Below are 18,915 nucleotides of genomic sequence, written 5' to 3'. Positions count from 1 at the left end.
GCCCCGCCCCGTCACTTGACGCGTGCCGCACCTTTCGCTGCGGCACGCTTCTCCGCGACGAACGTGTTGAACACGCCGTCCATGTCGGAATACCATTGCAGTATCTCTTCGAACTGCGCCTGCGTCATACCGCCGACGACCGTCGCGTCGAGATATTCGCGAAGGTTGCCTTCCGAATCGATCGCGGCTTTCAGGAACCGGCGCTTCGCGTTCCACTCGTTCGCCATGGCGGGTGTGAAAACCGCTTCCTTCTCGTACCACGCCGATAGCTGGAACGACTTGCAGTCCTTCAACCCGGTGCATTCGTAGAAGTCGACCGTGAACGGCTCGCCGTTGGTCGCACTGATGATATAGGGCTCACCATCGTCGTTCAACTTCAACTGCGCCTTGTACCCGGCCGTCTGCAACGCCGTCACGACATTGCCCGGTTGCCGCAGGTCCGCCTGCGCAGCCGCACCCTGCACGCCCGCGACCATCGCAAGCGCCGATACCCATCCGATCATCCGTTCCCCCCTGTGTGACCCGGCGCCAGCCTATCGCCCCGCCCGGCGCGACGCCATCATCCTTCCGGCACCATCGCCGCGAGAACGTGCCCGTCGGGATCGCGGAAGTGAAACCGCCGTCCACCGGGAAACGCAAAGATCGGCTGCACCACCGTCCCGCCCGCCGCCTCGACCTCCGCCAGCGTCGCTTCAAGGTCGTCGACCTCGATCACCGGCAGCATCACGGTCAGCGTCGTATCGGCGTCCAGCCCGACATCGGTATCGCCGCTGGTCGTCGCGGCATAGTCCGGACCGTACTCGGCGAAGTCCCATCCCATCACCGAACGATAGAATGCCGCCGCCGGCCCCGTCGCCGCGACCGGCAGTTCCAGATAGTTCAATCGTGCCATTGCCCCGCCCCCTTGTTCTTGATCCGTTCTGGCATAAGCGGTAGTCCGATGCAATGGACAAGCGCCGGCCGACCCGTGGAGCGACGATCAACGATGCCAGCCGGCGGTTCGGGCTGAACGAACGGTCCGACGACGGCGACTGGCTCGACTGGCGCGATACGGTCGACGGTGCGCAGCCGGTGCTGCGTACGACGGTGACGGTCGAGCGCGCGCGGACGATCATCGCGCGCAATGCGTCGCCCGACATTCCGTTCGACCGGTCGATCAATCCGTATCGTGGCTGCGAACATGGCTGCATCTATTGCTTCGCGCGTCCGACCCACGCCTATCACGACCTGTCGCCCGGGCTGGATTTCGAAACGCGGCTGTTCGCCAAGCCCGATGCCGCGACGCTGCTGCGCGCGGAACTGGGCAAGCCCGGCTATGTCGCGCGTCCGATCGCGTTCGGGACCAACACCGATCCGTATCAGCCGATCGAGAGCGACTGGCGCATCACCCGTCAGTGTATCGAAGTACTGGCGGAAACGAACCATCCGCTGACCATCACCACCAAATCCGACCGGGTGACGCGCGACATCGACCTGCTGGGGCCGATGGCGGCAAAGGGGCTGGCGTCGGTCGCCATCTCGATCACCTCGCTCGACCCGTTGATCGCGCGGACGATCGAGCCGCGCGCGCCGCATCCCGAAAAACGACTGGCGGCGGTGGCGACGCTGACGGCGGCGGGCATTCCCACCTATGTCTCGATCTCGCCGGTCATTCCCGCGATCACCGATCACGAGATCGAGCATCTGATCGAACGCGCCGCGCGGGCGGGTGCGCGGTCCGCCTTCTTCCTGCCGGTCCGGTTGCCGCACGAGGTCGCACCGCTGTTCCGCGCGTGGCTCGATACGCATTTTCCCGACCGTGCGGGCAAGGTGATGGCGATCATCCGGTCGCTGCGCGGCGGGCGGGACAATGATCCCGATTTCTTTCGCCGGATGCAGGGTCAGGGGCCTTGGGCGGACCTGTTGGCGGCGCGGTTCCATGCCGCGTGTCGCCGCCACGGCCTGAACCGGACCAGCATGCGGGTTCGCGCCGATCTGTTCCGTCCGCCTGCCGGACCGCAAGGCGATCTGTTCGGCTAGGCGCGGAACCGTTACCCGCCCGCAACGTATCTTGGCGGAACATGGAGGATGTGGGGACTATGAAGGCACGTTTCTGGACCGGCGTCGCGGCGGGCGCATCGCTGATCGCCGCACCGGCGTCGGCGTCGGCACAGACCCGCTCGATCTCGCAACGCGACCGAGCGCAGGGGGAACAGGCCAATCCGCAGTTGCTCGCGCAATATGGCGGCGCCTATGCCGGGCCGCAGGCCGCCTATGTCGAACGCATCGGCAAACGCGTCGCGGTCCAGTCGGGCCTGTCCAACGCGTCGGGCGACTTCACTGTCACGCTGCTCAATTCGCCGGTCGAGAACGCCTTCGCGATCCCCGGCGGCTATGTCTATGTCACGCGGCAGTTGCTGGCGCTGATGAACAGCGAGGCGGAGCTGGCGGCGGTGCTGGGCCATGAAGTCGGCCATGTCGCCGCCCGCCATTCGAATTCGCGCAACACGCGTTCGACCATCGGGTCGGTCGGCGCCGCTCTGCTGGGCGCAGTGACCGGCAGCGACATCGTCAGCCGGATCGCCGGTGTGGGATCGCAGCTGTATACCCTGTCGTACAGCCGCAATCAGGAATATCAGGCCGATCAGTTCGGCGTCCGCTATGCCACCGCTGCGGGGTATCCCGGAACGGGTATGGCCGATGCGCTCGCTCGCCTGAACGATGCGCAGGCGCTGGCTGCACAGACCGCCGGGCGGGAAGCGAACGCCGTGCCGACGTGGATGAGCACCCATCCCAACGGAGCCGACCGGGTAAAGCGCGCCCGTGCGCTCGCGACCGGAAACGCGGCCCGCCCGGTGCAGGACGTCGCATATCTGCGCATGCTCGACGGGCTGCGCTATGACGACGATCCGGCGCAGGGCGTGGTCGACGGAACGACCTTCCGCCATCCCGGCCTCCGCATCCGCTTCGCCGCGCCCGCCGGCTACACGCTCGCCAACGGCACCGATGCGGTGACGATTGCGGGCGGCGGCGGGCAGGCGCAGTTCCGTATGGGCAGCGCGACCACCGACCTCGGCAGCTTCGTCCGGCAGCAACTGACCGCGCTGGGCGCGACCGGATCGGTCACGCCGCAGACGACGCGGATCAACGGCACCGACGTGGCGCTGGCAACGGTGCGCGCCACCGCCGACCGGCAGGCGGTCGACGTCACCATCGCCGCGTTCCGCTATCCCTCGGCAACCTATTACTTCCAGATCGTCACCCCCGCCGGACGTGGCATCGGCCCGTTCGAATCGCTGCTGAACAGCCTCGCGCCGCTGAACCAGGCAGAGGCGCAGGCGATCACCGGCAAGCGTATCCGGATTGCCACGGTGCGTGCAGGCGACACGGTGGACACGCTGGCGCGGCAGATGGCGTATCCCGATTTCCAGCGTGAGCGCTTCCTTGCGCTGAACGGACTGACGGCGGGCGAACGGCTGGTCCCCGGCCGGCTGGTGAAGCTGGTGGTACGCGGGTAACGACCTTCGGAGCCGGACCGGCCCCGCACCGACGGTGCGCAGGTCCGGCCCCGATCGCGTTTGCGCGTGGATAGCATCTCGCGGTTCGCCTGACCGCTTCGGCGATGCGCCACCGGCGACCGGCGTCGCGCAACCCCTTCACCCCGCCGACGGTCCATGCGATGGCGCAGCCATGGCACCATCCCATGACGTCATAATACTCGGCGCGGGCGGCGCGGGGCTGTTCTGCGCCGGCATCGCCGCACAGCGCGGGCGGCGCGTACTGGTCGTCGACCACGCACCCGAACCGGGACGAAAGATCGTCATTTCGGGCGGGGGACGGTGCAACTTCACCAATGTCGGCGCGACGTGGGACCGCTACGTCTCCGCCAATCCGCAATTCGCGCGATCCGCGCTTGGGCGCTACACCGCCGCCGATTTCGTCGCGCTGGTCGATACCCATGGCATCGCATGGCATGAAAAGACGCTCGGCCAGTTGTTCTGCGACGGATCGGCGCGACAGATCGTGGACATGCTGCTGCACGAAGCGGCGGGGGCGGAGATCGCGCTGGGCCGACCCGTACACGACGTGACCCATGCCGACGGCATGTTCACCGTGACCCATGGCGATCGCATCGGGACCGCCCCGACGCTTGTGATCGCGACCGGTGGACCGTCGATCCCGAAACTCGGCGCGACCGGCTTCGCCTATGATCTTGCCCGGCGCTTCGGCCTCAAGGTCGTCGAACCGCGCCCCGCACTGGTTCCGCTGACGCTCCCGCCCGAAGACGCGCTGTTCCGCGAATTGTCGGGCGTCGCCACCGACGTCGTCGCGACGGCGGCGGGGACGCGGTTCCGGGAAGCGGCGCTGTTCACCCATCGCGGCCTGTCCGGTCCGGCGATCCTTCAGGTGTCGTCCTATTGGCGGCACCGCGAGCCGGTCACGATCGATTTCGTCCCCGACCAGCCGCCGGGCTGGCTGCTTGCCGCCAAGCGCGCCCGGCCCCGCGCTGGCATGCGATCGGTGCTGGGCGCGGCGTTGCCCGACCGGCTGGCGGAGGCGCTGGCGGAACGCATCGCCTGTCCGGGCGAGATCGGCAACCAGCGCGATGCGGCCCTGACCGACATCGAACGGACCCTGTCGGGCTGGCGCTTCGATCCCAGCGGCACCGAAGGCTTCGCCAAGGCCGAAGTCACCGTCGGCGGCATCGCCACCGACGGGCTGAACCAGCGGACGATGGCGGCAAAGCACCTGCCCGGCCTGTATGCGATCGGCGAGGCGGTCGACGTCACCGGCTGGCTGGGCGGCTATAATTTCCAGTGGGCATGGTCCAGCGGCTGGGCGGCGGGACAGGCGGTGTGACGCGCAAGGCGTCGTTCGCGCCGGTCGTCGATGCCGCCACGCGCGTCCTGATCCTCGGCAGCCTGCCCGGCGATGCGTCGTTGCGGGCCGAACGTTATTACGCGCATCCGCAGAACCAGTTTTGGCGGCTGTTGTCGGCGGTCGTCGGCACCGACCTGCCTGCCCTGCCCTATCCCGACCGGCTGGACGCGCTGCGCGCATCCCGCATCGGCCTGTGGGACGTGGTCGCCAGCGCGACGCGCCCGGGCAGCAGCGACGCGGCGATCCGCGACGTCGCCGCCAACGACCTTGCCGCGCTGGTCGCGACCCTGCCCGCATTACGGCTGGTCGCGTTCAACGGCGGCACCGCGTGGCGGCAGGGACACCGGCTCGTCCCCGGAGTGCCGACGCTGGCGCTTCCGTCCAGCAGCCCGCTGCACACGATCGGCGTCGCGGCCAAGCAACCGGCATGGGATGCGATCGGCGCGTATCTGCACGACTGACCGATTGCGTGTGCAAGCGGTTGCAAAACCACCGCGTGCTGCCGCATAGCGTGGCCATGTCCGACGAACCCGATGTGTCCGCCCTCTCCTTCGAAGACGCGCTGCGTGAACTGGAAGGGATCGTCAGCCGGCTGGAAACCGGACAGGAAGACCTTCAGACCGCGATCGACCTGTACGCGCGCGGCGACCTGTTGCGCGGACAATGCGCCGCGCGGCTCGACGCGGCGCAGGCGCGGATCGAAGCGATCCGGGTCGATGCCGAAGGCCGTGCTTCCACCCAGCCGTTCGACGCCAAGTGATGGGATCGTCACCGCCCCCCGTTTCGCTGAACGCCGCGCTGCGTGAGATTTCGGCCGAAATGGACCGTCAGTTCGACGCGCTCCTGCCGATCCCCGGCGATCCGCGCGCCAATCTGTACCGTGCGATGCGCCACGCGGCGATCGGCGGGGGCAAGCGGCTGCGTCCGTTGCTGGTGTTCGCCACCGCGCGGCTGTTCAACGTCGACCGAATCCGCGCCGCCCGCGCCGCGACCGCGATCGAATGCATTCATGTCTACAGCCTCGTCCATGACGATCTGCCCGCGATGGACGACGACGACGTCCGGCGCGGCAAGCCGACTGTCCACAAGGCCTATGACGAAGCGACCGCGATCCTTGCCGGCGACTGCCTGCATGCGCTGGCGTTCGAGATTCTCGCGCACGAGGCGACGCATCCCGACGCGCATGTCCGTATCGAACTGATCGCATCGCTGGCGAAGGCGTCGGGTCCGTCGGGCATGGCGGGCGGACAGGCGATGGATCTGGAGGCCGAACGCACGACGCTCGACCTGAACACCGTCACCCGGTTACAGGCGATGAAGACCGGCGCGCTGATCGCCTGTTCGGTCGAGGCGGGGGCGATCCTCGGCCGCCTGCCGCTAGATCAGCGGACCGGGCTGCACGGCTATGCCCGCGACATCGGCCTCGCTTTCCAGATCGCCGACGACATTCTCGACGTCGAAGGCGACGAGGCGGCGGTGGGCAAGGCGCTGCGCAAGGACGGCGAGGCGGGCAAGGAGACGTTCCTGTCGCTGCTCGGCCTCGACCGCGCGCGCGAACAGGCCCGGTTGCTGGTCGAACAGTCGATCGAGCATCTGCGCGACTTCGGGCACGAGGCCGATCTGCTGCGCGCCATCGCCCGCTACGTGCTGGAGCGCGACCGTTGAGCGCGCGGGTCGGCGTCTATCCGGGCACGTTCGATCCGGTGACGCTGGGGCATATGGACATCATCAGGCGCGGCGCGAAGCTGGTCGACCGGCTGGTGATCGGCGTCACGACCAATCCGTCGAAGTCGCCGATGTTCACGCTCGACGAACGCCTGTCGATGGTCGAGCGCGAGGTGGCCAGCGTCGATGGCGACATCACCGTGGTCGCGTTCGACGCGCTGCTGATGACCTTTGCCGAGCGGCAGGGGGCCAGCGTGATCGTGCGCGGCCTGCGCGCGGTGGCCGATTTCGAGTATGAATATCAGATGGCGGGCATGAACCAGCAGATCAACGACCGCATCGAAACGGTCTTTCTGATGGCCGACGTTTCGCTGCAACCGATCGCGTCGCGGCTGGTGAAGGAAATCGCGATGTACGGCGGTGCGATCGGGAAGTTCGTGACTCCGACGGTCCATGACGACGTCACGGCCCGCGTCGAACGCCTCGGCCGCAAGGGCGACTGACCGAAGCCGAAAGCACATGGCACGCACGATACGCGGTCACGGGCTTACATCAAAACGCCCTACCGTCGCCGGACCAGCCATCCGGTAACCAGCGCTGCGACGACCGCGATGCCGCCGCCCGCCAGCACCTGCCACGACGGCAGCCACCGCCCGATCGCGGCGGTCAGCCCGTGGCCGAACCAGTAGCCGATCGACACGAACACCGTCGCCCACACCAGCGCGGCGGTCCCGTTCAGCGCCATGAACCGGGCGGTCGGCAGACGGGTGGTCCCGATCGCGACCGGGCTGACCGTCCGCAGCCCGTAGAGAAAGCGAAACGCGAACACGAACAGCGTCGGATGCCGGTCGAACGCCCGCAGCGCGCGGGCGAAGGCAGGTCGCGCCGACACCCGCCGCACGCGCGGATGGTCGCGGAAACGGCGCCCGCCCGCAAAGAACAGCTGGTCCGCGACGAACGACCCCGCCGCCGCCGCCAGCACCGCGCCGACGAATGGAAACGTGCCGCGCTGGACCATGATTCCGCCCAGCACGACCATCGTCTCGCCTTCCAGCCCCGCGCCTAGGAACAGCGCGGCAAGACCGTATCGGGCGATCAGAATCTCGATCGTCATGGGCGGACGACCTGCATCCGCCTACAGTAGCGGAGTTGGTGGAACGGTCCAGTGCGCGTGGGTGCACCAACCCGTTGTTCCGTCTCGGGTAATTGCGTGGCGACGAACGATGCCCGGTCCGATGCGAACGGTTCTGTTCGCGACTGATTTGGTCTAGGAACACGGCATGCTCGCGCCCCCCCCGTCCCCGCTCGCCCGTCCGGGCGCCGTTGCCCGCTGGTTATGGTTCGTCGCCGTGCTGGTCGTGGCGATGGTCGTCGTCGGCGGCATCACCCGCCTGACCGAATCCGGCCTGTCGATCACCGAATGGAAGCCGCTGTCGGGCACGATCCCGCCGCTGACCGCTGCGGCATGGGAAGCCGAATTCGCCAACTACCGGCGCATTCCCGAATATCAGCTTCTGAACCAAGGCATGACCCTGACCCAGTTCAAGGCGATCTTCTTCTGGGAATATGTCCATCGGCTGCTCGGACGGATCATCGGTCTCGCCTTTGCCCTGCCGCTGCTGTGGTTCTGGGTCCGGCGGGCGGTCCCGACCGGATATAAGGGGCGGCTGCTGGCGCTGCTTGCGCTCGGCGGACTACAGGGCGCGGTCGGCTGGTGGATGGTCGCGTCGGGCCTTTCCGATCGTACCGACGTGTCGCACATCCGCCTGTCGGTTCATCTGCTCAACGCGATGCTGATCCTTGCGGGCATCGTGTGGACCGCGCTCGACCTGCGCGAACTGGCAGCGAACCGGGCGGCGCGACCGGCGCGCTTGACGCGTATCGGGGCCGTCGCCGGACTCGTGCTGTTCGTCCAGCTGCTGTTCGGCGCATGGGTCGCCGGGCTGAATGCCGGACTGGTCACCGACGAATGGCCGCTGATGAACGGGCGCTTCTTTCCGGCTGCCGAATGGGCGGCGCGACGGCCGCTGGATGCGATCGTCAACGATCCATGGGTGGTCCACTTCATCCATCGGTGGTGGGCGTGGGTCGCCGTCGCCGCGCTGGTGATCCTCGCGCGCGCCGCGAAGCGCGCCGGCCACCCAAAGGTCGCCCGCGCGATCCATATCGCCTTCGGTGTCCAGATCCTGCTGGGCATCTCGACCGTCGTCACCGGCATGCGGATCGAGGTCGCGGCGCTGCACCAGTTGGTCGGTGCATTGCTGGTCGTCGCCACGACATGGGGCGCGCACGCCGCCGGTCGCCGCAACCGGGTATCATAATACCCGTCAGCAAAGCCGCGGTTTACTTGACTTATCGGGCTGCGTTGGGCAATTGGCCTTCGTTCGCACCGGTCCGTCACGGACCGGCTGCGGTAGTTATCCCGAAAGGTCAGCCCCATGAAGGCGCTCATGAAGACCACCAAGTCGGTTAAGCCGCACGAGGTGGAGAAGAAATGGCATATCGTTGATGCCGACGGCCTGGTGGTCGGACGCGCTGCGTCGATCATCGCCAACGTCCTGCGCGGCAAGCACAAGACGTCGTTCACCCCGCATGTCGATTGCGGTGACAACGTCGTCGTGATCAATGCCGACAAGATCCGCTTCACGTCGAACAAGGCGAAGAAGAAGGTCTACTACAAGCACACCGGCTATGCCGGCGGCATCAAGGAAATCACCGCCGAGAAGGTGCTGGAGGGTCGTTTCCCCGAGCGCGTTCTGGAAAAGGCCGTGGAGCGGATGATCCCGCGCGGCCCGCTGGGTCGTGACCAGATGCGCAACCTGCGCATCTTCAAGGGCACCGAGCATCCGCACGAGGCGCAGAACCCTCAGGTTCTCGACATCGCCGGCATGAACCGCAAGAACAAGGTGGGCGCATAATGTCCGACAACCGCCAGTCCCTTTCCGACCTCGCCGGCCTGACGGGCCAGCAGGCACCGGCGCCTGCTCCGCAGGCCGCGCCGCAGATCGACGTCGCCGGGGAAGACGCTCCCGTCGCACCGGTCGAACCGCCGCGTCCGACCATGCCGCTGCGCGCGCAGGAAATCGACGCCTATGGCCGCGCCTATGCGACCGGCCGCCGCAAGGACGCCGTCGCCCGCGTGTGGCTGAAGCCCGGTTCGGGCAAGATCACGATCAACGGCCGCGATCAGGAAGTGTATTTCGCACGTCCGACGCTGCGTCTCGTCATCAACCAGCCGTTCGGCGTCGCCGACCGCACCGGTGCGTATGACGTGATCTGCACCGTCAAGGGCGGTGGCCTGTCGGGTCAGGCCGGCGCGGTCAAGCACGGCATCAGCCAGGCGCTGACCCGCTACGAGCCGGTTCTGCGTGCGCCGGTGAAGGCCGCCGGGTTCCTGACCCGCGACAGCCGCGCCGTCGAGCGTAAGAAGTACGGCAAGGCGAAGGCCCGTCGCAGCTTCCAGTTCTCGAAGCGCTAAGGCGACAGGACACGTCTGGCGGGGCAGCAAGTTCCCGCTTTGCGTCGAACTGCCGAAAAATGGGGCGGTCCGGTTACGGGCCGCCCTTTTCGTTTCGCGCGCAACCGGGTAGCAGGGCCGGTCCGCCACGCCGGCGGCCGCTGGAACGAGACCATAATGACATCGCGCGCCAAGACTTCGCTGCTCCCCCTCGCCGATGCCGATCTTTGGCCCGAGGAACTGCGGCGCAGCATGTCCGACCGGCTGTTCACCATCGCGTTCGGCGCGATCCAGTGGCCATGGCTGTTGCGCAGCCTGTCCGGCGGCAAGCGGTCGGTGAAGGCGAAGCTGATCGCCGATCTGGGCCTCGCCCCCGACGCGCTGCCCAATCTGGGTAGCTGGAAGGCCGATACCGGCTATCTCTCGCTGATCGTCGATCGCATCGCCGCCGACCGTCCGCGCACCGTCGTCGAACTTGGCACCGGCGCGTCCAGTCTCGTCACCGGTGCGGCACTGGCCAAACATGGCGGTGGACAGCTTATCAGCTTCGACCAGCATGCCGGCTTCGTCGACGCGACGCGCGAATGGCTCGCCGAACATGGGGTGAAGGCCGATCTGCGCGCCGCGCCACTGGTCGAGTCGCCGGGCGACTGGCCGGGGGTCTGGTACGACATCGACTCGTTGCCCGATCAGGTCGACATGCTCCTGATCGACGGCCCGCCATGGACGATCCATCCGTTCGTGCGCGGCGCGGCGGAAACGCTGTTCGACCGGCTGCCGGTTGGTGGCATCGTGATGCTCGACGACGGCGCACGCCCCGGCGAGCGGATCGTCGCCCAACGCTGGCGGAAGCGTTGGCCGAATTTCCGCTTCGAACTCGTCAATCGCGGGACCAAGGGCACGTTGATCGGACAGCGTCTGTCGTAAACGGCGGATCGGGCCATCCGATAGCAGGCAGCGCCAAGTCGGTCCGGTGCCAAGTCGGTCAGGCCTCAAGTCCATCCGGTCACGCTGTTGAAAGATCGCATCCCACCGTTCATCCTGAGTAGCCATTGAGCTTGTCGAAATGGCGTATCGAAGGACCGTAGCGGGATGCTTCGATACGGTCTTCGGCTACCTTAAGCCCCTACCTCGCACGCACGGTTACGATGGCTGTGCCCCTCACCCCGCCCGTTCCGTGACCGCCTCGTCCGGCGCACCCATCCGGCGCGCGATCGTCTCGAACCTGCCGCCCTCGATCCGGATTTCGTTGAACGACGGCGGATCGTCGCGCGTACGCATCGACAGCGTGCCTGCGCCGATCATCCGCAGCGTGGCGTCGCCATTACGATGCGCGACATCGAACGGATCGTGGACATGCCCCGACAGCACGGCATGCGCCCCGGCCGCTGCGACCGCGTCCAGCGCGCGTGCGCCGTTGCGCGTTTCCCCGCTGGATTTGGTGCCGACATCGATCAATGGGTGATGCGCGGCGATGAAGATCAGGTCGCCTTCCGGCACCCGTTCGATCAGCTTGAGCGTACGCGCCAGTCCGCTGTTGCCGACATAGCCCTTCGACCAGTCCCAGCGTAACTGGAACCGCGCGGTGGTCTTCAGCGGCACGATCGCGACGCCCTTGATGTCCAGCGGGCGCTCGATCATCCGTTCCAGCCGTTTGTACCGCCGATACGGCCGGATGAACCGCGCGAACAGATTGTAGAGCGGCAGGTCGTGATTGCCGACTTCGACCGTCACCGGCCGGTCGAGACTTTCCAACCATTGCGCCGCCGCCTCGAACTCGGCGGCGCGCGCGCGCATCGTCAGGTCGCCGGTCATGATGATCGCGTCGGGCAATTCCCGGCGGACCGCTTCGCCGAACCATGCGAGCGCCGCCTTGTCCTCCGCGCCGAAATGAACGTCGCTGACATGGAACAGGCGGATCATGAACGGCTCCCCGGAAATACGAATAGCTGCAAACGCGCGACCGCGCTCAGCGCTCCGTCCGGATCGACAGCGCGGCGGCCCCGCCCGCCACCGCCAGCACCGCCAGCACGACGAACACCGCGCCCAGCCCGGTTCCCGCCGGCACCATCGCGGCAAGGATCGGGGGCACGCAGGCGGGCAGCGTGTTGGTCAGGTTCAATATGCCCAGATCGCGTCCGCGCGTGGCGGGCGACGGCAGCAACTGCATCGCCAGCGCGGTATGCAGTGCAAGGAAGACCGACAGTCCGGTCATCGCCATGCCATAGCCGACCGTCGCCATGCCGAACCCGCTGGCCGATGCCATCAGGACCAGCCCGGCCGCGACCACCGCCGTCGCGCCACCGAGGAACGGCTTGCGCCCGCCCGCCCGGTCGGACATCCGCCCGGCGACGATCGTCGCGACCATCGCGACGCCAGTTACCACCGCCATCGCCCGCGCGACCGGCCCGGCGGGATCGCCGCCGCCGCGCCACAGATCGGCGAAGTGGAAAAAGGCATAGGCTGTCAGCCCGTTGCCCGCCGCCTGCATCGCCAGCCGTGCGATCCATGCACGCCACAGGTCCGCCCGCGACCGCGGCGTCGATGCCCGTACCGGAGTCGCGCTCCCCCCGTCCCCGCCGCCGCGTTCGCGCACGAACAGCAGGAACGGTGCGATCATCGCCACGCACAACGCGACGTTGACGACGAACCGCGCGGCTTCTCCGGCGAACAGCGGCAGCGTGACCACCGCCGCCGACAGCACGCCGACCGGGTGCGACATGCCCAGCAATCCCGATACCCGCCCCTTGCGGTCGTCGGGCACCTCGTCGGCGATCACCGCGACCATCGGCGCGAACATCAGGTTCAGCGCCACCTGCCACGCCGCGACGGCGATCAGCAGCGTCGCGGGGGTCGTCGCCCGATGCACCGCACCAAACGCCAGCGCGATCAGGATCAGGCCCAGCGCGATCCATGGCCGGCGCGTACCATGGCGACGCCAGCCCCGGTCGCTCAACCACCCCGCCGCGATATTGGCGATGCTGGCGACCACCGCGCCGCCCAGCACCGCCCATCCCAGCAACGTGACGCGGTTCCCCGGATCGACCGCCGCGACCTTGACCGGCAACAGGATCGATACGAACGGCATGAACGCCACGAACAGCCCGCAATAGGCGAGCACGTACAGCGGCACGAACCCGCGCGCGGGAACGGTCGCGTGGGTCAGCGTCCCGCGATCCGGCGCAGCGCGGCGGCCAGAAGCGCGATGGTATAGGGCTTGTGCAGCAGTTCGAACCCCATCGTGCCGTGCCGCGCGATCACGTCGCTATAGCCGCTGGTCAGCAGCACCGGCAGGTCCGGCCACCGCTCGCGGATATACGCCCCCAGCTCCAGCCCGCCGATGCCCGGCATCACCACGTCGGAGAACACGATGTCGAAAGCATCCGGCGTCGCCTCGATCCGGTCGATCGCCGCCTGTCCATGCCCGGCCGACGTCGTGACGAAACCGATCGCCTCCAGCGCCTGACACGTCGTCGATCCGACGTCGGCATTGTCCTCGACCACCAGCACGCGCAACCCGTCGCCCTCCACCGCACCGTCGGCGTCGCGCGTCGTGGGCGCAGGTGCTTCCGGGGCGGCGACGTTGGGCAGGTACAGCGTGAACACCGTATCGCCCGGCACGCTGGTCGCGCGAATCTCGCCGCCCGACTGTTTGGCGAATCCGAATACCTGGCTCAGCCCCAGCCCGGTGCCCTTGCCCAGCCCCTTGGTCGTGAAGAACGGTTCGAAGATCCGTGCCAGCGTGTCGTCGTCGATTCCCGACCCGGTATCGGCGATCGATACCGCGACATAGCCACCCGGCACCGCCGGCTGCGTGGCGGTCGCCGGAATGGCGTCGATCCGGTCGACCGAGATCGTCAGCCGCCCCTCCCCCGCCATCGCATCGCGGGCGTTGGCGGCGATGTTGACGATCGCGGTGTCGAACTGGTTGGGATCGACATCGACATACGCGGGACGATCGCCGGGACGCAGCACGACGTCGATCCGCGATCCCGCCAGCGTCCGCACGATATCGCCCAGCGCGGCGATCGCATCGTTGGCGTCGAACACCGTCGGCTGCAACGCCGATCGCCTCGCGAACGCCAGCAACTGCCCGGTCAGTCGCGCCGCGCGGTCGACCGTGTCGCTGATCGCGCCCAGATAGCGTTCGCGCCGCGCGTCGGTCAGCGTCGGCTGGCGCAACAGGTCGACCGATGACCGGACGATCGTCAGCAAATTGTTGAAATCATGCGCGACCCCGCCGGTCAGCTGACCGATCGCCTCCATCTTCTGGCTCTGGCGCAGCGCGTCCTGTGCGGTGACCAGCGCGTTGGTCCGGTCCGCCACCTGTTCCTCCAGCGACGCGGCCAGCGCCGCCAGCTCGCGCTCGGCCCGGCGACGTTCGGTGGCGGCACGGGTCCGCTCCGCGACCTCGCGGATGAACGCGACCTCGTCGTCGCGCCACGTCCGTGCCTCCCCGTGATTGGCATAGATCAGCGCCACGATTCCGCTCTGTTCGGTCAGCGGCATGTTGATGAACGCCCGCGCGTTGATCGCTTCCAGTTCGGCCGCGCCATGTGCGGTCCGCGCATCGGTCCGCGCGTCGGCGACCACGGCGGTTTCGCCCCGCTTCAGATCCTCGATATAGCTACCATAATCGCGGAAATGCAGCACGCCCGCGATCGTCGTCACGCCCGGCGCATTCCAGTCGCGCTCGATCGTGATCGTTTCCGCCTCGCGATCGACCAGACCGTAGCCGACCCGGTCGACGCCCAGCGCCTCGCCGATGATCCGTGAGGCCGCGACGCCCATCTCGATCGGGTCGTCCAGCATGCGCAGCGTGTCGTTCAGATCGGACATCGCACCGCGCATCTGTTCCAGCCGCTTGTAATCGGTGACGTCGATCGACACGCCGGTCAACCGCACGACCTCCCCCGACTGGTCGCGCGTCGGTTGCCCACGGCTGGCGATCCAGCGGCGTTCGCCACCGGCCGTGCGGATGCGGAACTCGATCTCCAGCCCCTTGCCGCCAAAGCTGGCCTCGACCGCCGCGATCAGCGCGGCACGATCGTCGCGATGGACGATGCCCAGCACCTCGGCCTGCGACGGCGGATAATCGGCCGGATACCCGCAATTGGTGCGACAGATGTCGGACGTGGTCAGCACACAGGTCGCGCGGTCCAGCGTCCATGTCCCGAACCGGCCGGCCTCCAGCGCGAAATGCATCTCGCGCTCGCGCTCTTCCTGTTCGCGGAACCGCCCGGCAAGCTCGGCCATCAGCGCGGTATTGCTCGACTCCAGCCCGGCCAGCCGTTCGCGCTCAAGCGTCACGTCCACCTGACTGGCGAAGAAATAGACCAGCCGGTTGTCGGCGTCATGGACCGGTGCCAGCAACAACCGGTTCCAGAACGGCTCGCCCGTCCGGCGATAGTTGCGGATGTCGACCTCGACCGATCGCACCTCCTCGACCGCTTCCCGAATTTTGGCCACCGCGACCGGATCGGTATCCTCGCCCTGAAGGAAACGGCAATTGCGCCCGACGATCTCGTCGCGATCATATCCGGTCAGCCGGCAGAACGCATTGTTGGCGAACACCACCGGATTGTCGGGCAGGCGGGGATTGGTGATGATCATCGGCATGCGCGTGGCGCGGACCGCAGCCACGAACGGGTCGGTGCCCGTTTCCATCCCGGCAATTTCAAGGGCAATGCGGCGGTCGTCGCTCGCGGCCTGATCGGTCATGCCGTTCGACGTCATCCTACCGCTTGCCCTCATCCTATGTCGCAACCTTGCCCGCCGCACCATGAGCGCGCAAGCGGCGCGATCATCGGGCGAACGGAGCGATGCGTACCGATCCGGGGAAGGTCATACGACCGAACCCTGTTTTCCCCGGCGCGTTCAACACCGGTCGGCGCGGATGGTTTCGCGGCGCCTTACCGACGGACGTCCAGTCCGCCCTCAAGGAACGCCTCGATATCGGCATGGCGGAAGAGGCTGGCGTCGCCGGGCAGCGAATGTTTGAGGGCGGCAACGGCCAGCCCCCAGCTGGCGGCGGTCGCTTCGTCCTGTCCCGACATCAACGCGTGCAGCACGCCGCTGGCAAAGGCGTCACCACCGCCGATCCGGTCGACGATTCCCGATATCGCAACTTCCTGCGTCTGGACCGACCCGGCGGGAGTATCGATCCGCGCCGACAGCCGGTGCCGATCGGCATCGTCGACATGCCGCGCGGTCGATGCGATGTGCTTCAGGTTCGGGAACGCGGCGAACGCGGCGTCGGCAGCCTCGCGCCGACGATCCTCGCCGTCGCCCGAAAATTCCTTGCCCAGCAACAGCGACACGTCACGATGATTGCCGAACAACAGGTCGGCCAGCCCGACCAGCCGGGTCAGCACCGCGCGCGGATCGCTGTCCCATGCGTCCCACAGCCGGGCACGGTAATTGCCGTCGAACGACACGGTCAGTCCCCGCGCCTTCGCCGCTTCAGCCGCCGCGATCGCGGCGCGCGCCGTGGCGTCGCCCAGCGCCGGGGTGATGCCCGACAGGTGCAGCCGGGTACAGCCGTCCAGCAGCGTGTCCCAATCCCACGCATCCTCCGGCGCGATGGCAAAGCCCGACCCCGCGCGGTCGTACACGATGTCCGACGCGCGCAGCCCCGCCCCGGCGCTCAGGAAATACAGACCCATCCGGCCGTCGCGCGTGGCGACGCGCGAACAGTCGACGCCCTGCGCACGCAATGCCGACACGGCACCCCGGCCCAGCGGGCTGTCCGGCACCGCGCTGGCCATCGCCGTCGCATGTCCCAGATTGCTCAGGCCCACCGCGACATTGGCTTCGGCCCCGCCGACATGCACGTCGAACCGCCCGGTCTGCATCAGCAGTTCGCGGCCGGGCGCGGTGAGGCGCAGCAGCAGTTCGCCGAAGCACAGGATCATCGCGCCAGCCACCCGCCATCGACCGCAAGGATATGCCCGCTGACGTAATCCGACGCGGACGACGACAGGAACACCGCCGCACCGCCCAGATCGCCGGCATCGCCCCAGCGCCCTGCCGGGATCCGCTCGACGATCTGGCGGTTGCGCGTCTCGTCGGCCTGCAACGCGGCGGTATTGTTGGTGGCGATATAGCCCGGTGCGATCGCGTTGACGTTCACGCCCTTCGCCGCCCATTCGTTCGCCAACAGCTTGGTCAGCCCGCCGATGCCCGACTTGGACGCGGTATAGCTCGGCACGCGCACGCCGCCCTGAAACGTCAGCATCGATGCGATGTTGACGATCTTGCCGCGACCCTGCGCCACCATGTGCCGCCCCGCCGCCTGCGACAGGAAGAACACCGATTTCAGATTGGTGTCGATCACCGCGTCCCAATCTTCCTCGGTGAAATCGAGACTGTCGTTGCGACGGATGATACCCGCGTTGTTGATCAGGATGTCGAGGCCACCCAGCGTGTCGATCGTCTGTTCCACCACGCCCGCGACCGGGGCAATGGTCGACAGGTCCGCCGATACGATCTCCGCTTTGCGGCCCAGCGCGCGCGCCTTGTCTGCGGTGTCGGTGGCGGGCGTGCGGCCGATCAGCGCCACGTCGGCACCGGCGGCGGCCAGCGCCAGCGCGATCGCCTGTCCGATGCCGGTGTTCGCGCCGGTGATGGCCGCGACGCGGCCGCTAAGGTCGAAGGGGTTCATGTCGTACTTCCTCGTATCCCCGCGCAGGCGGGGATCCAGTGTCACGGGCGTCGCGCATGCGGCGCTGGATCCCCACCTGCGCGGGGATACGCAGCCTTATGCGAGCTGGCAGATATCCAGCACGTTCATGTCGGTGTAATCCTGGTTCTCGCCCGCCATCGCCCAGATGAAGGCATAGGCGCGGGTGCCCGAACCCATGTGCACCGACCAGGGCGGCGAAATGACCGCTTCCTCGTTGCCCATCACGATGTGACGCATGGCTTCGCCCTCGCCCATGTAATGGAACACCTTGTCGTTGTCGGTGGGCAGTTCGAAGTAGAAATAGATTTCGCTGCGACGCTCGTGGATGTGCGGGGGCATCGTGTTCCACACGCTGCCCGGCTTCAGCACCGTCAGGCCCATGACCAGCTGCGCCGAATCGCACACGCCGGGAATGACGAGCTGATAGATCGTCCGCTCGTTCGATTCCTCAAGGCTGCCGCGCTCCAGCGCGTTCGCATCGGCGATGCCCAGCTTGCGGGTGGTGAAGCCCTTATGCGCCGGACACGACGCGATGTAGAAACGTGCACCCGCGCCGCTGAACTCGACGTCGCTGGCACCCATGGTGACGTAGACGCAATCCTTGTTGCCCAGCGTGAACACTTCGCCGTCGACGGTCAGCGTGCCTTCGACCTCACCGACATTGACGACCGCCATCTCACGGCGCTCAAGGAACGGATGCCCCGCCGCCGACTTCGGCTCGGTCTGTGCGGGCAGCTTCACCGGGGTCGCGCCTACTGCGACGCCACCGATCACGAACCGGTCGGCATGGGTGTAGTTCAGTACGCATTCGCCTTCGCGGAACAGCCCCTCGATCAGATACCGGTCGCGCAGTTCCTCGTTGGAAACGCATTCCATCATATCGGGATGCGTTGCGTAATAGGTGCGGTCGAACATGGCTCTCTCCATCAGGTAACCGGTATCAGGATCAAGTGGACCCGGCGCCGGTCGTTCAGTGCGAAACGGTCTGCGGCGTTCCTAAAGCGACGCGCCCCGCCCGTCGACCCGTTTTTCGTTGCGAACCGGCGGCGTGACGGGAAAAGCCGCGTTTCCTCCCGTATTCGCTCAGCATCGCAGGTTCCGAAGGCTGAATTGCGTGTTCACATGATGGGAGATACCAGACAGCAGCGACCTCCGATCATACATTGAGTTTGACACCGGTTTCCTGACGATCCGTTCAACCCGTCCTTGCCACGTTTCGTGGCGGCGGCTAGGGGCCGCCTCGGTTCCG

General features: G+C 67.3%; 20 protein-coding genes. 11 read left to right on the top strand and 9 right to left on the bottom strand.

Features of this window, described 5'->3' with window-relative positions; genetic code table 11:
* Window positions 1–11: 11 nt before the first annotated feature.
* Both IFT55_RS10205 and IFT55_RS10200 read right to left on the bottom strand, forming a co-directional pair.
* Window positions 12–503, bottom strand: a complete 492-nt coding sequence (locus IFT55_RS10205) for a YbjN domain-containing protein (RefSeq protein ID WP_192091704.1) — start codon at window positions 501–503, stop codon at window positions 12–14.
* A gap of 56 nt (window positions 504–559) precedes the next feature.
* Window positions 560–892 carry a VOC family protein gene (locus tag IFT55_RS10200; protein ID WP_192091702.1) on the bottom strand — a complete coding sequence of 111 codons (333 nt, stop codon included), beginning with the start codon at window positions 890–892 and terminating at the stop codon, window positions 560–562.
* 53 nt (window positions 893–945) lie between these two features.
* On the opposite strand from IFT55_RS10200, the gene IFT55_RS10195 reads away from it, so the two are divergent.
* The 7 genes from IFT55_RS10195 to coaD all read left to right on the top strand — a co-directional run bounded on the left by IFT55_RS10195 (window position 946) and on the right by coaD (window position 7,028).
* The gene (locus tag IFT55_RS10195) at window positions 946–2,019 is read left to right on the top strand and encodes a PA0069 family radical SAM protein (protein WP_192091701.1); all 1,074 of its coding nucleotides are present in this window, start codon (window positions 946–948) and stop codon (window positions 2,017–2,019) included.
* A 59-nt stretch (window positions 2,020–2,078) separates the two neighbouring features.
* The gene (locus IFT55_RS10190; protein ID WP_192091699.1) at window positions 2,079–3,497 is read left to right on the top strand and encodes a M48 family metalloprotease; all 1,419 of its coding nucleotides are present in this window, start codon (window positions 2,079–2,081) and stop codon (window positions 3,495–3,497) included.
* Window positions 3,498–3,669: 172 nt separating this feature from the next.
* The gene (locus tag IFT55_RS10185) at window positions 3,670–4,839 is read left to right on the top strand and encodes an NAD(P)/FAD-dependent oxidoreductase (RefSeq protein WP_192091697.1); all 1,170 of its coding nucleotides are present in this window, start codon (window positions 3,670–3,672) and stop codon (window positions 4,837–4,839) included.
* Window positions 4,803–5,321, top strand: a complete 519-nt coding sequence (locus IFT55_RS10180) for a DNA-deoxyinosine glycosylase (protein WP_192091695.1) — start codon at window positions 4,803–4,805, stop codon at window positions 5,319–5,321. The genes IFT55_RS10185 and IFT55_RS10180 overlap by 37 nt, the downstream gene beginning before the upstream one ends.
* Window positions 5,322–5,377: 56 nt before the next feature.
* A complete protein-coding gene (locus tag IFT55_RS10175; RefSeq protein WP_192091694.1) occupies window positions 5,378–5,620 on the top strand; it encodes an exodeoxyribonuclease VII small subunit in 243 nt (80 codons plus the stop codon).
* Window positions 5,620–6,525, top strand: coding sequence for a polyprenyl synthetase family protein (locus tag IFT55_RS10170; protein WP_192092081.1), 906 nt, complete (start codon window positions 5,620–5,622; stop codon window positions 6,523–6,525). The genes IFT55_RS10175 and IFT55_RS10170 overlap by 1 nt, the downstream gene beginning before the upstream one ends.
* The gene (gene coaD, locus IFT55_RS10165) at window positions 6,522–7,028 is read left to right on the top strand and encodes a pantetheine-phosphate adenylyltransferase (protein ID WP_192091692.1); all 507 of its coding nucleotides are present in this window, start codon (window positions 6,522–6,524) and stop codon (window positions 7,026–7,028) included. The genes IFT55_RS10170 and coaD overlap by 4 nt, the downstream gene beginning before the upstream one ends.
* 59 nt (window positions 7,029–7,087) lie before the next feature.
* Here the strand turns inward: coaD and IFT55_RS10160 are convergent, their stop codons facing one another.
* Window positions 7,088–7,639 (bottom strand): DedA family protein, encoded by a 552-nt coding sequence (locus IFT55_RS10160; protein WP_192091690.1) that lies wholly within the window; start codon window positions 7,637–7,639, stop codon window positions 7,088–7,090.
* 166 nt (window positions 7,640–7,805) lie between these two features.
* Here IFT55_RS10160 and IFT55_RS10155 point away from each other — a divergent pair, with 166 nt between their 5' ends.
* From IFT55_RS10155 to IFT55_RS10140, 4 genes are all read left to right on the top strand, one after another.
* Window positions 7,806–8,846, top strand: a complete 1,041-nt coding sequence (locus IFT55_RS10155) for a COX15/CtaA family protein (RefSeq protein ID WP_192091689.1) — start codon at window positions 7,806–7,808, stop codon at window positions 8,844–8,846.
* 117 nt (window positions 8,847–8,963) lie between these two features.
* Window positions 8,964–9,443 carry a 50S ribosomal protein L13 gene (gene rplM / locus IFT55_RS10150; RefSeq protein ID WP_192091687.1) on the top strand — a complete coding sequence of 160 codons (480 nt, stop codon included), beginning with the start codon at window positions 8,964–8,966 and terminating at the stop codon, window positions 9,441–9,443.
* Window positions 9,443–10,003 carry a 30S ribosomal protein S9 gene (rpsI, locus tag IFT55_RS10145; RefSeq protein ID WP_192091685.1) on the top strand — a complete coding sequence of 187 codons (561 nt, stop codon included), beginning with the start codon at window positions 9,443–9,445 and terminating at the stop codon, window positions 10,001–10,003. The genes rplM and rpsI overlap by 1 nt, the downstream gene beginning before the upstream one ends.
* Window positions 10,004–10,159: 156 nt before the next feature.
* The gene (locus IFT55_RS10140; RefSeq protein WP_192091683.1) at window positions 10,160–10,909 is read left to right on the top strand and encodes a class I SAM-dependent methyltransferase; all 750 of its coding nucleotides are present in this window, start codon (window positions 10,160–10,162) and stop codon (window positions 10,907–10,909) included.
* Between the two features lie 234 nt (window positions 10,910–11,143).
* Here IFT55_RS10140 and IFT55_RS10135 read toward each other — a convergent pair whose 3' ends face one another.
* From IFT55_RS10135 to kduI, 6 genes are all read right to left on the bottom strand, one after another.
* A complete protein-coding gene (locus IFT55_RS10135) occupies window positions 11,144–11,905 on the bottom strand; it encodes a metallophosphoesterase family protein (RefSeq protein WP_192091682.1) in 762 nt (253 codons plus the stop codon).
* Between the two features lie 46 nt (window positions 11,906–11,951).
* Window positions 11,952–13,115, bottom strand: a complete 1,164-nt coding sequence (locus tag IFT55_RS10130) for an MFS transporter (RefSeq protein WP_192091680.1) — start codon at window positions 13,113–13,115, stop codon at window positions 11,952–11,954.
* 29 nt (window positions 13,116–13,144) lie between these two features.
* Entirely contained in the window at window positions 13,145–15,703 is a 2,559-nt protein-coding gene (locus tag IFT55_RS10125) for a PAS domain-containing protein (protein ID WP_249403755.1), read from the bottom strand.
* Window positions 15,704–15,894: 191 nt separating this feature from the next.
* Entirely contained in the window at window positions 15,895–16,896 is a 1,002-nt protein-coding gene (locus IFT55_RS10120) for a sugar kinase (protein WP_192092079.1), read from the bottom strand.
* Window positions 16,893–17,645: a 2-dehydro-3-deoxy-D-gluconate 5-dehydrogenase KduD gene (gene kduD, locus IFT55_RS10115; protein WP_192091676.1), complete on the bottom strand. Its 753-nt coding sequence runs from the start codon at window positions 17,643–17,645 to the stop codon at window positions 16,893–16,895. Before kduD ends, IFT55_RS10120 begins: the two co-directional genes overlap by 4 nt.
* A 96-nt stretch (window positions 17,646–17,741) precedes the next feature.
* Entirely contained in the window at window positions 17,742–18,581 is an 840-nt protein-coding gene (gene kduI / locus IFT55_RS10110; protein ID WP_192091674.1) for a 5-dehydro-4-deoxy-D-glucuronate isomerase, read from the bottom strand.
* Window positions 18,582–18,915: the final 334 nt, after the last annotated feature.

Origin of the sequence: Sphingomonas sp. CFBP 13720, from assembly GCF_014842075.1 — a bacterium.
Lineage (GTDB): Bacteria > Pseudomonadota > Alphaproteobacteria > Sphingomonadales > Sphingomonadaceae > Sphingomonas.
This window is presented reverse-complemented; position numbering and strand designations above follow the sequence as displayed.

Excerpts from the sequence above, each read along its gene's own strand:
- kduD (WP_192091676.1), bottom strand. The coding sequence starts at position 17,645 with ATGAACCCCTTCGACCTTAGCGGCCGCGTCGCGGCCATCACCGGCGCG.
- IFT55_RS10120 (WP_192092079.1), bottom strand. The coding sequence starts at position 16,896 with ATGATCCTGTGCTTCGGCGAACTGCTGCTGCGCCTCACCGCGCCCGGC.
- IFT55_RS10135 (WP_192091682.1), bottom strand. The coding sequence starts at position 11,905 with ATGATCCGCCTGTTCCATGTCAGCGACGTTCATTTCGGCGCGGAGGAC.
- IFT55_RS10160 (WP_192091690.1), bottom strand. The coding sequence starts at position 7,639 with ATGACGATCGAGATTCTGATCGCCCGATACGGTCTTGCCGCGCTGTTC.
- IFT55_RS10190 (WP_192091699.1), top strand. The coding sequence starts at position 2,079 with ATGAAGGCACGTTTCTGGACCGGCGTCGCGGCGGGCGCATCGCTGATC.
- IFT55_RS10185 (WP_192091697.1), top strand. The coding sequence starts at position 3,670 with ATGGCACCATCCCATGACGTCATAATACTCGGCGCGGGCGGCGCGGGG.
- IFT55_RS10180 (WP_192091695.1), top strand. The coding sequence starts at position 4,803 with ATGGTCCAGCGGCTGGGCGGCGGGACAGGCGGTGTGACGCGCAAGGCG.
- IFT55_RS10195 (WP_192091701.1), top strand. The coding sequence starts at position 946 with ATGGACAAGCGCCGGCCGACCCGTGGAGCGACGATCAACGATGCCAGC.
- IFT55_RS10170 (WP_192092081.1), top strand. The coding sequence starts at position 5,620 with ATGGGATCGTCACCGCCCCCCGTTTCGCTGAACGCCGCGCTGCGTGAG.
- IFT55_RS10140 (WP_192091683.1), top strand. The coding sequence starts at position 10,160 with ATGACATCGCGCGCCAAGACTTCGCTGCTCCCCCTCGCCGATGCCGAT.
- IFT55_RS10175 (WP_192091694.1), top strand. The coding sequence starts at position 5,378 with ATGTCCGACGAACCCGATGTGTCCGCCCTCTCCTTCGAAGACGCGCTG.
- IFT55_RS10125 (WP_249403755.1), bottom strand. The coding sequence starts at position 15,703 with ATGACCGATCAGGCCGCGAGCGACGACCGCCGCATTGCCCTTGAAATT.
- rplM (WP_192091687.1), top strand. The coding sequence starts at position 8,964 with ATGAAGGCGCTCATGAAGACCACCAAGTCGGTTAAGCCGCACGAGGTG.
- IFT55_RS10200 (WP_192091702.1), bottom strand. The coding sequence starts at position 892 with ATGGCACGATTGAACTATCTGGAACTGCCGGTCGCGGCGACGGGGCCG.
- rpsI (WP_192091685.1), top strand. The coding sequence starts at position 9,443 with ATGTCCGACAACCGCCAGTCCCTTTCCGACCTCGCCGGCCTGACGGGC.
- kduI (WP_192091674.1), bottom strand. The coding sequence starts at position 18,581 with ATGTTCGACCGCACCTATTACGCAACGCATCCCGATATGATGGAATGC.
- IFT55_RS10205 (WP_192091704.1), bottom strand. The coding sequence starts at position 503 with ATGATCGGATGGGTATCGGCGCTTGCGATGGTCGCGGGCGTGCAGGGT.
- IFT55_RS10155 (WP_192091689.1), top strand. The coding sequence starts at position 7,806 with ATGCTCGCGCCCCCCCCGTCCCCGCTCGCCCGTCCGGGCGCCGTTGCC.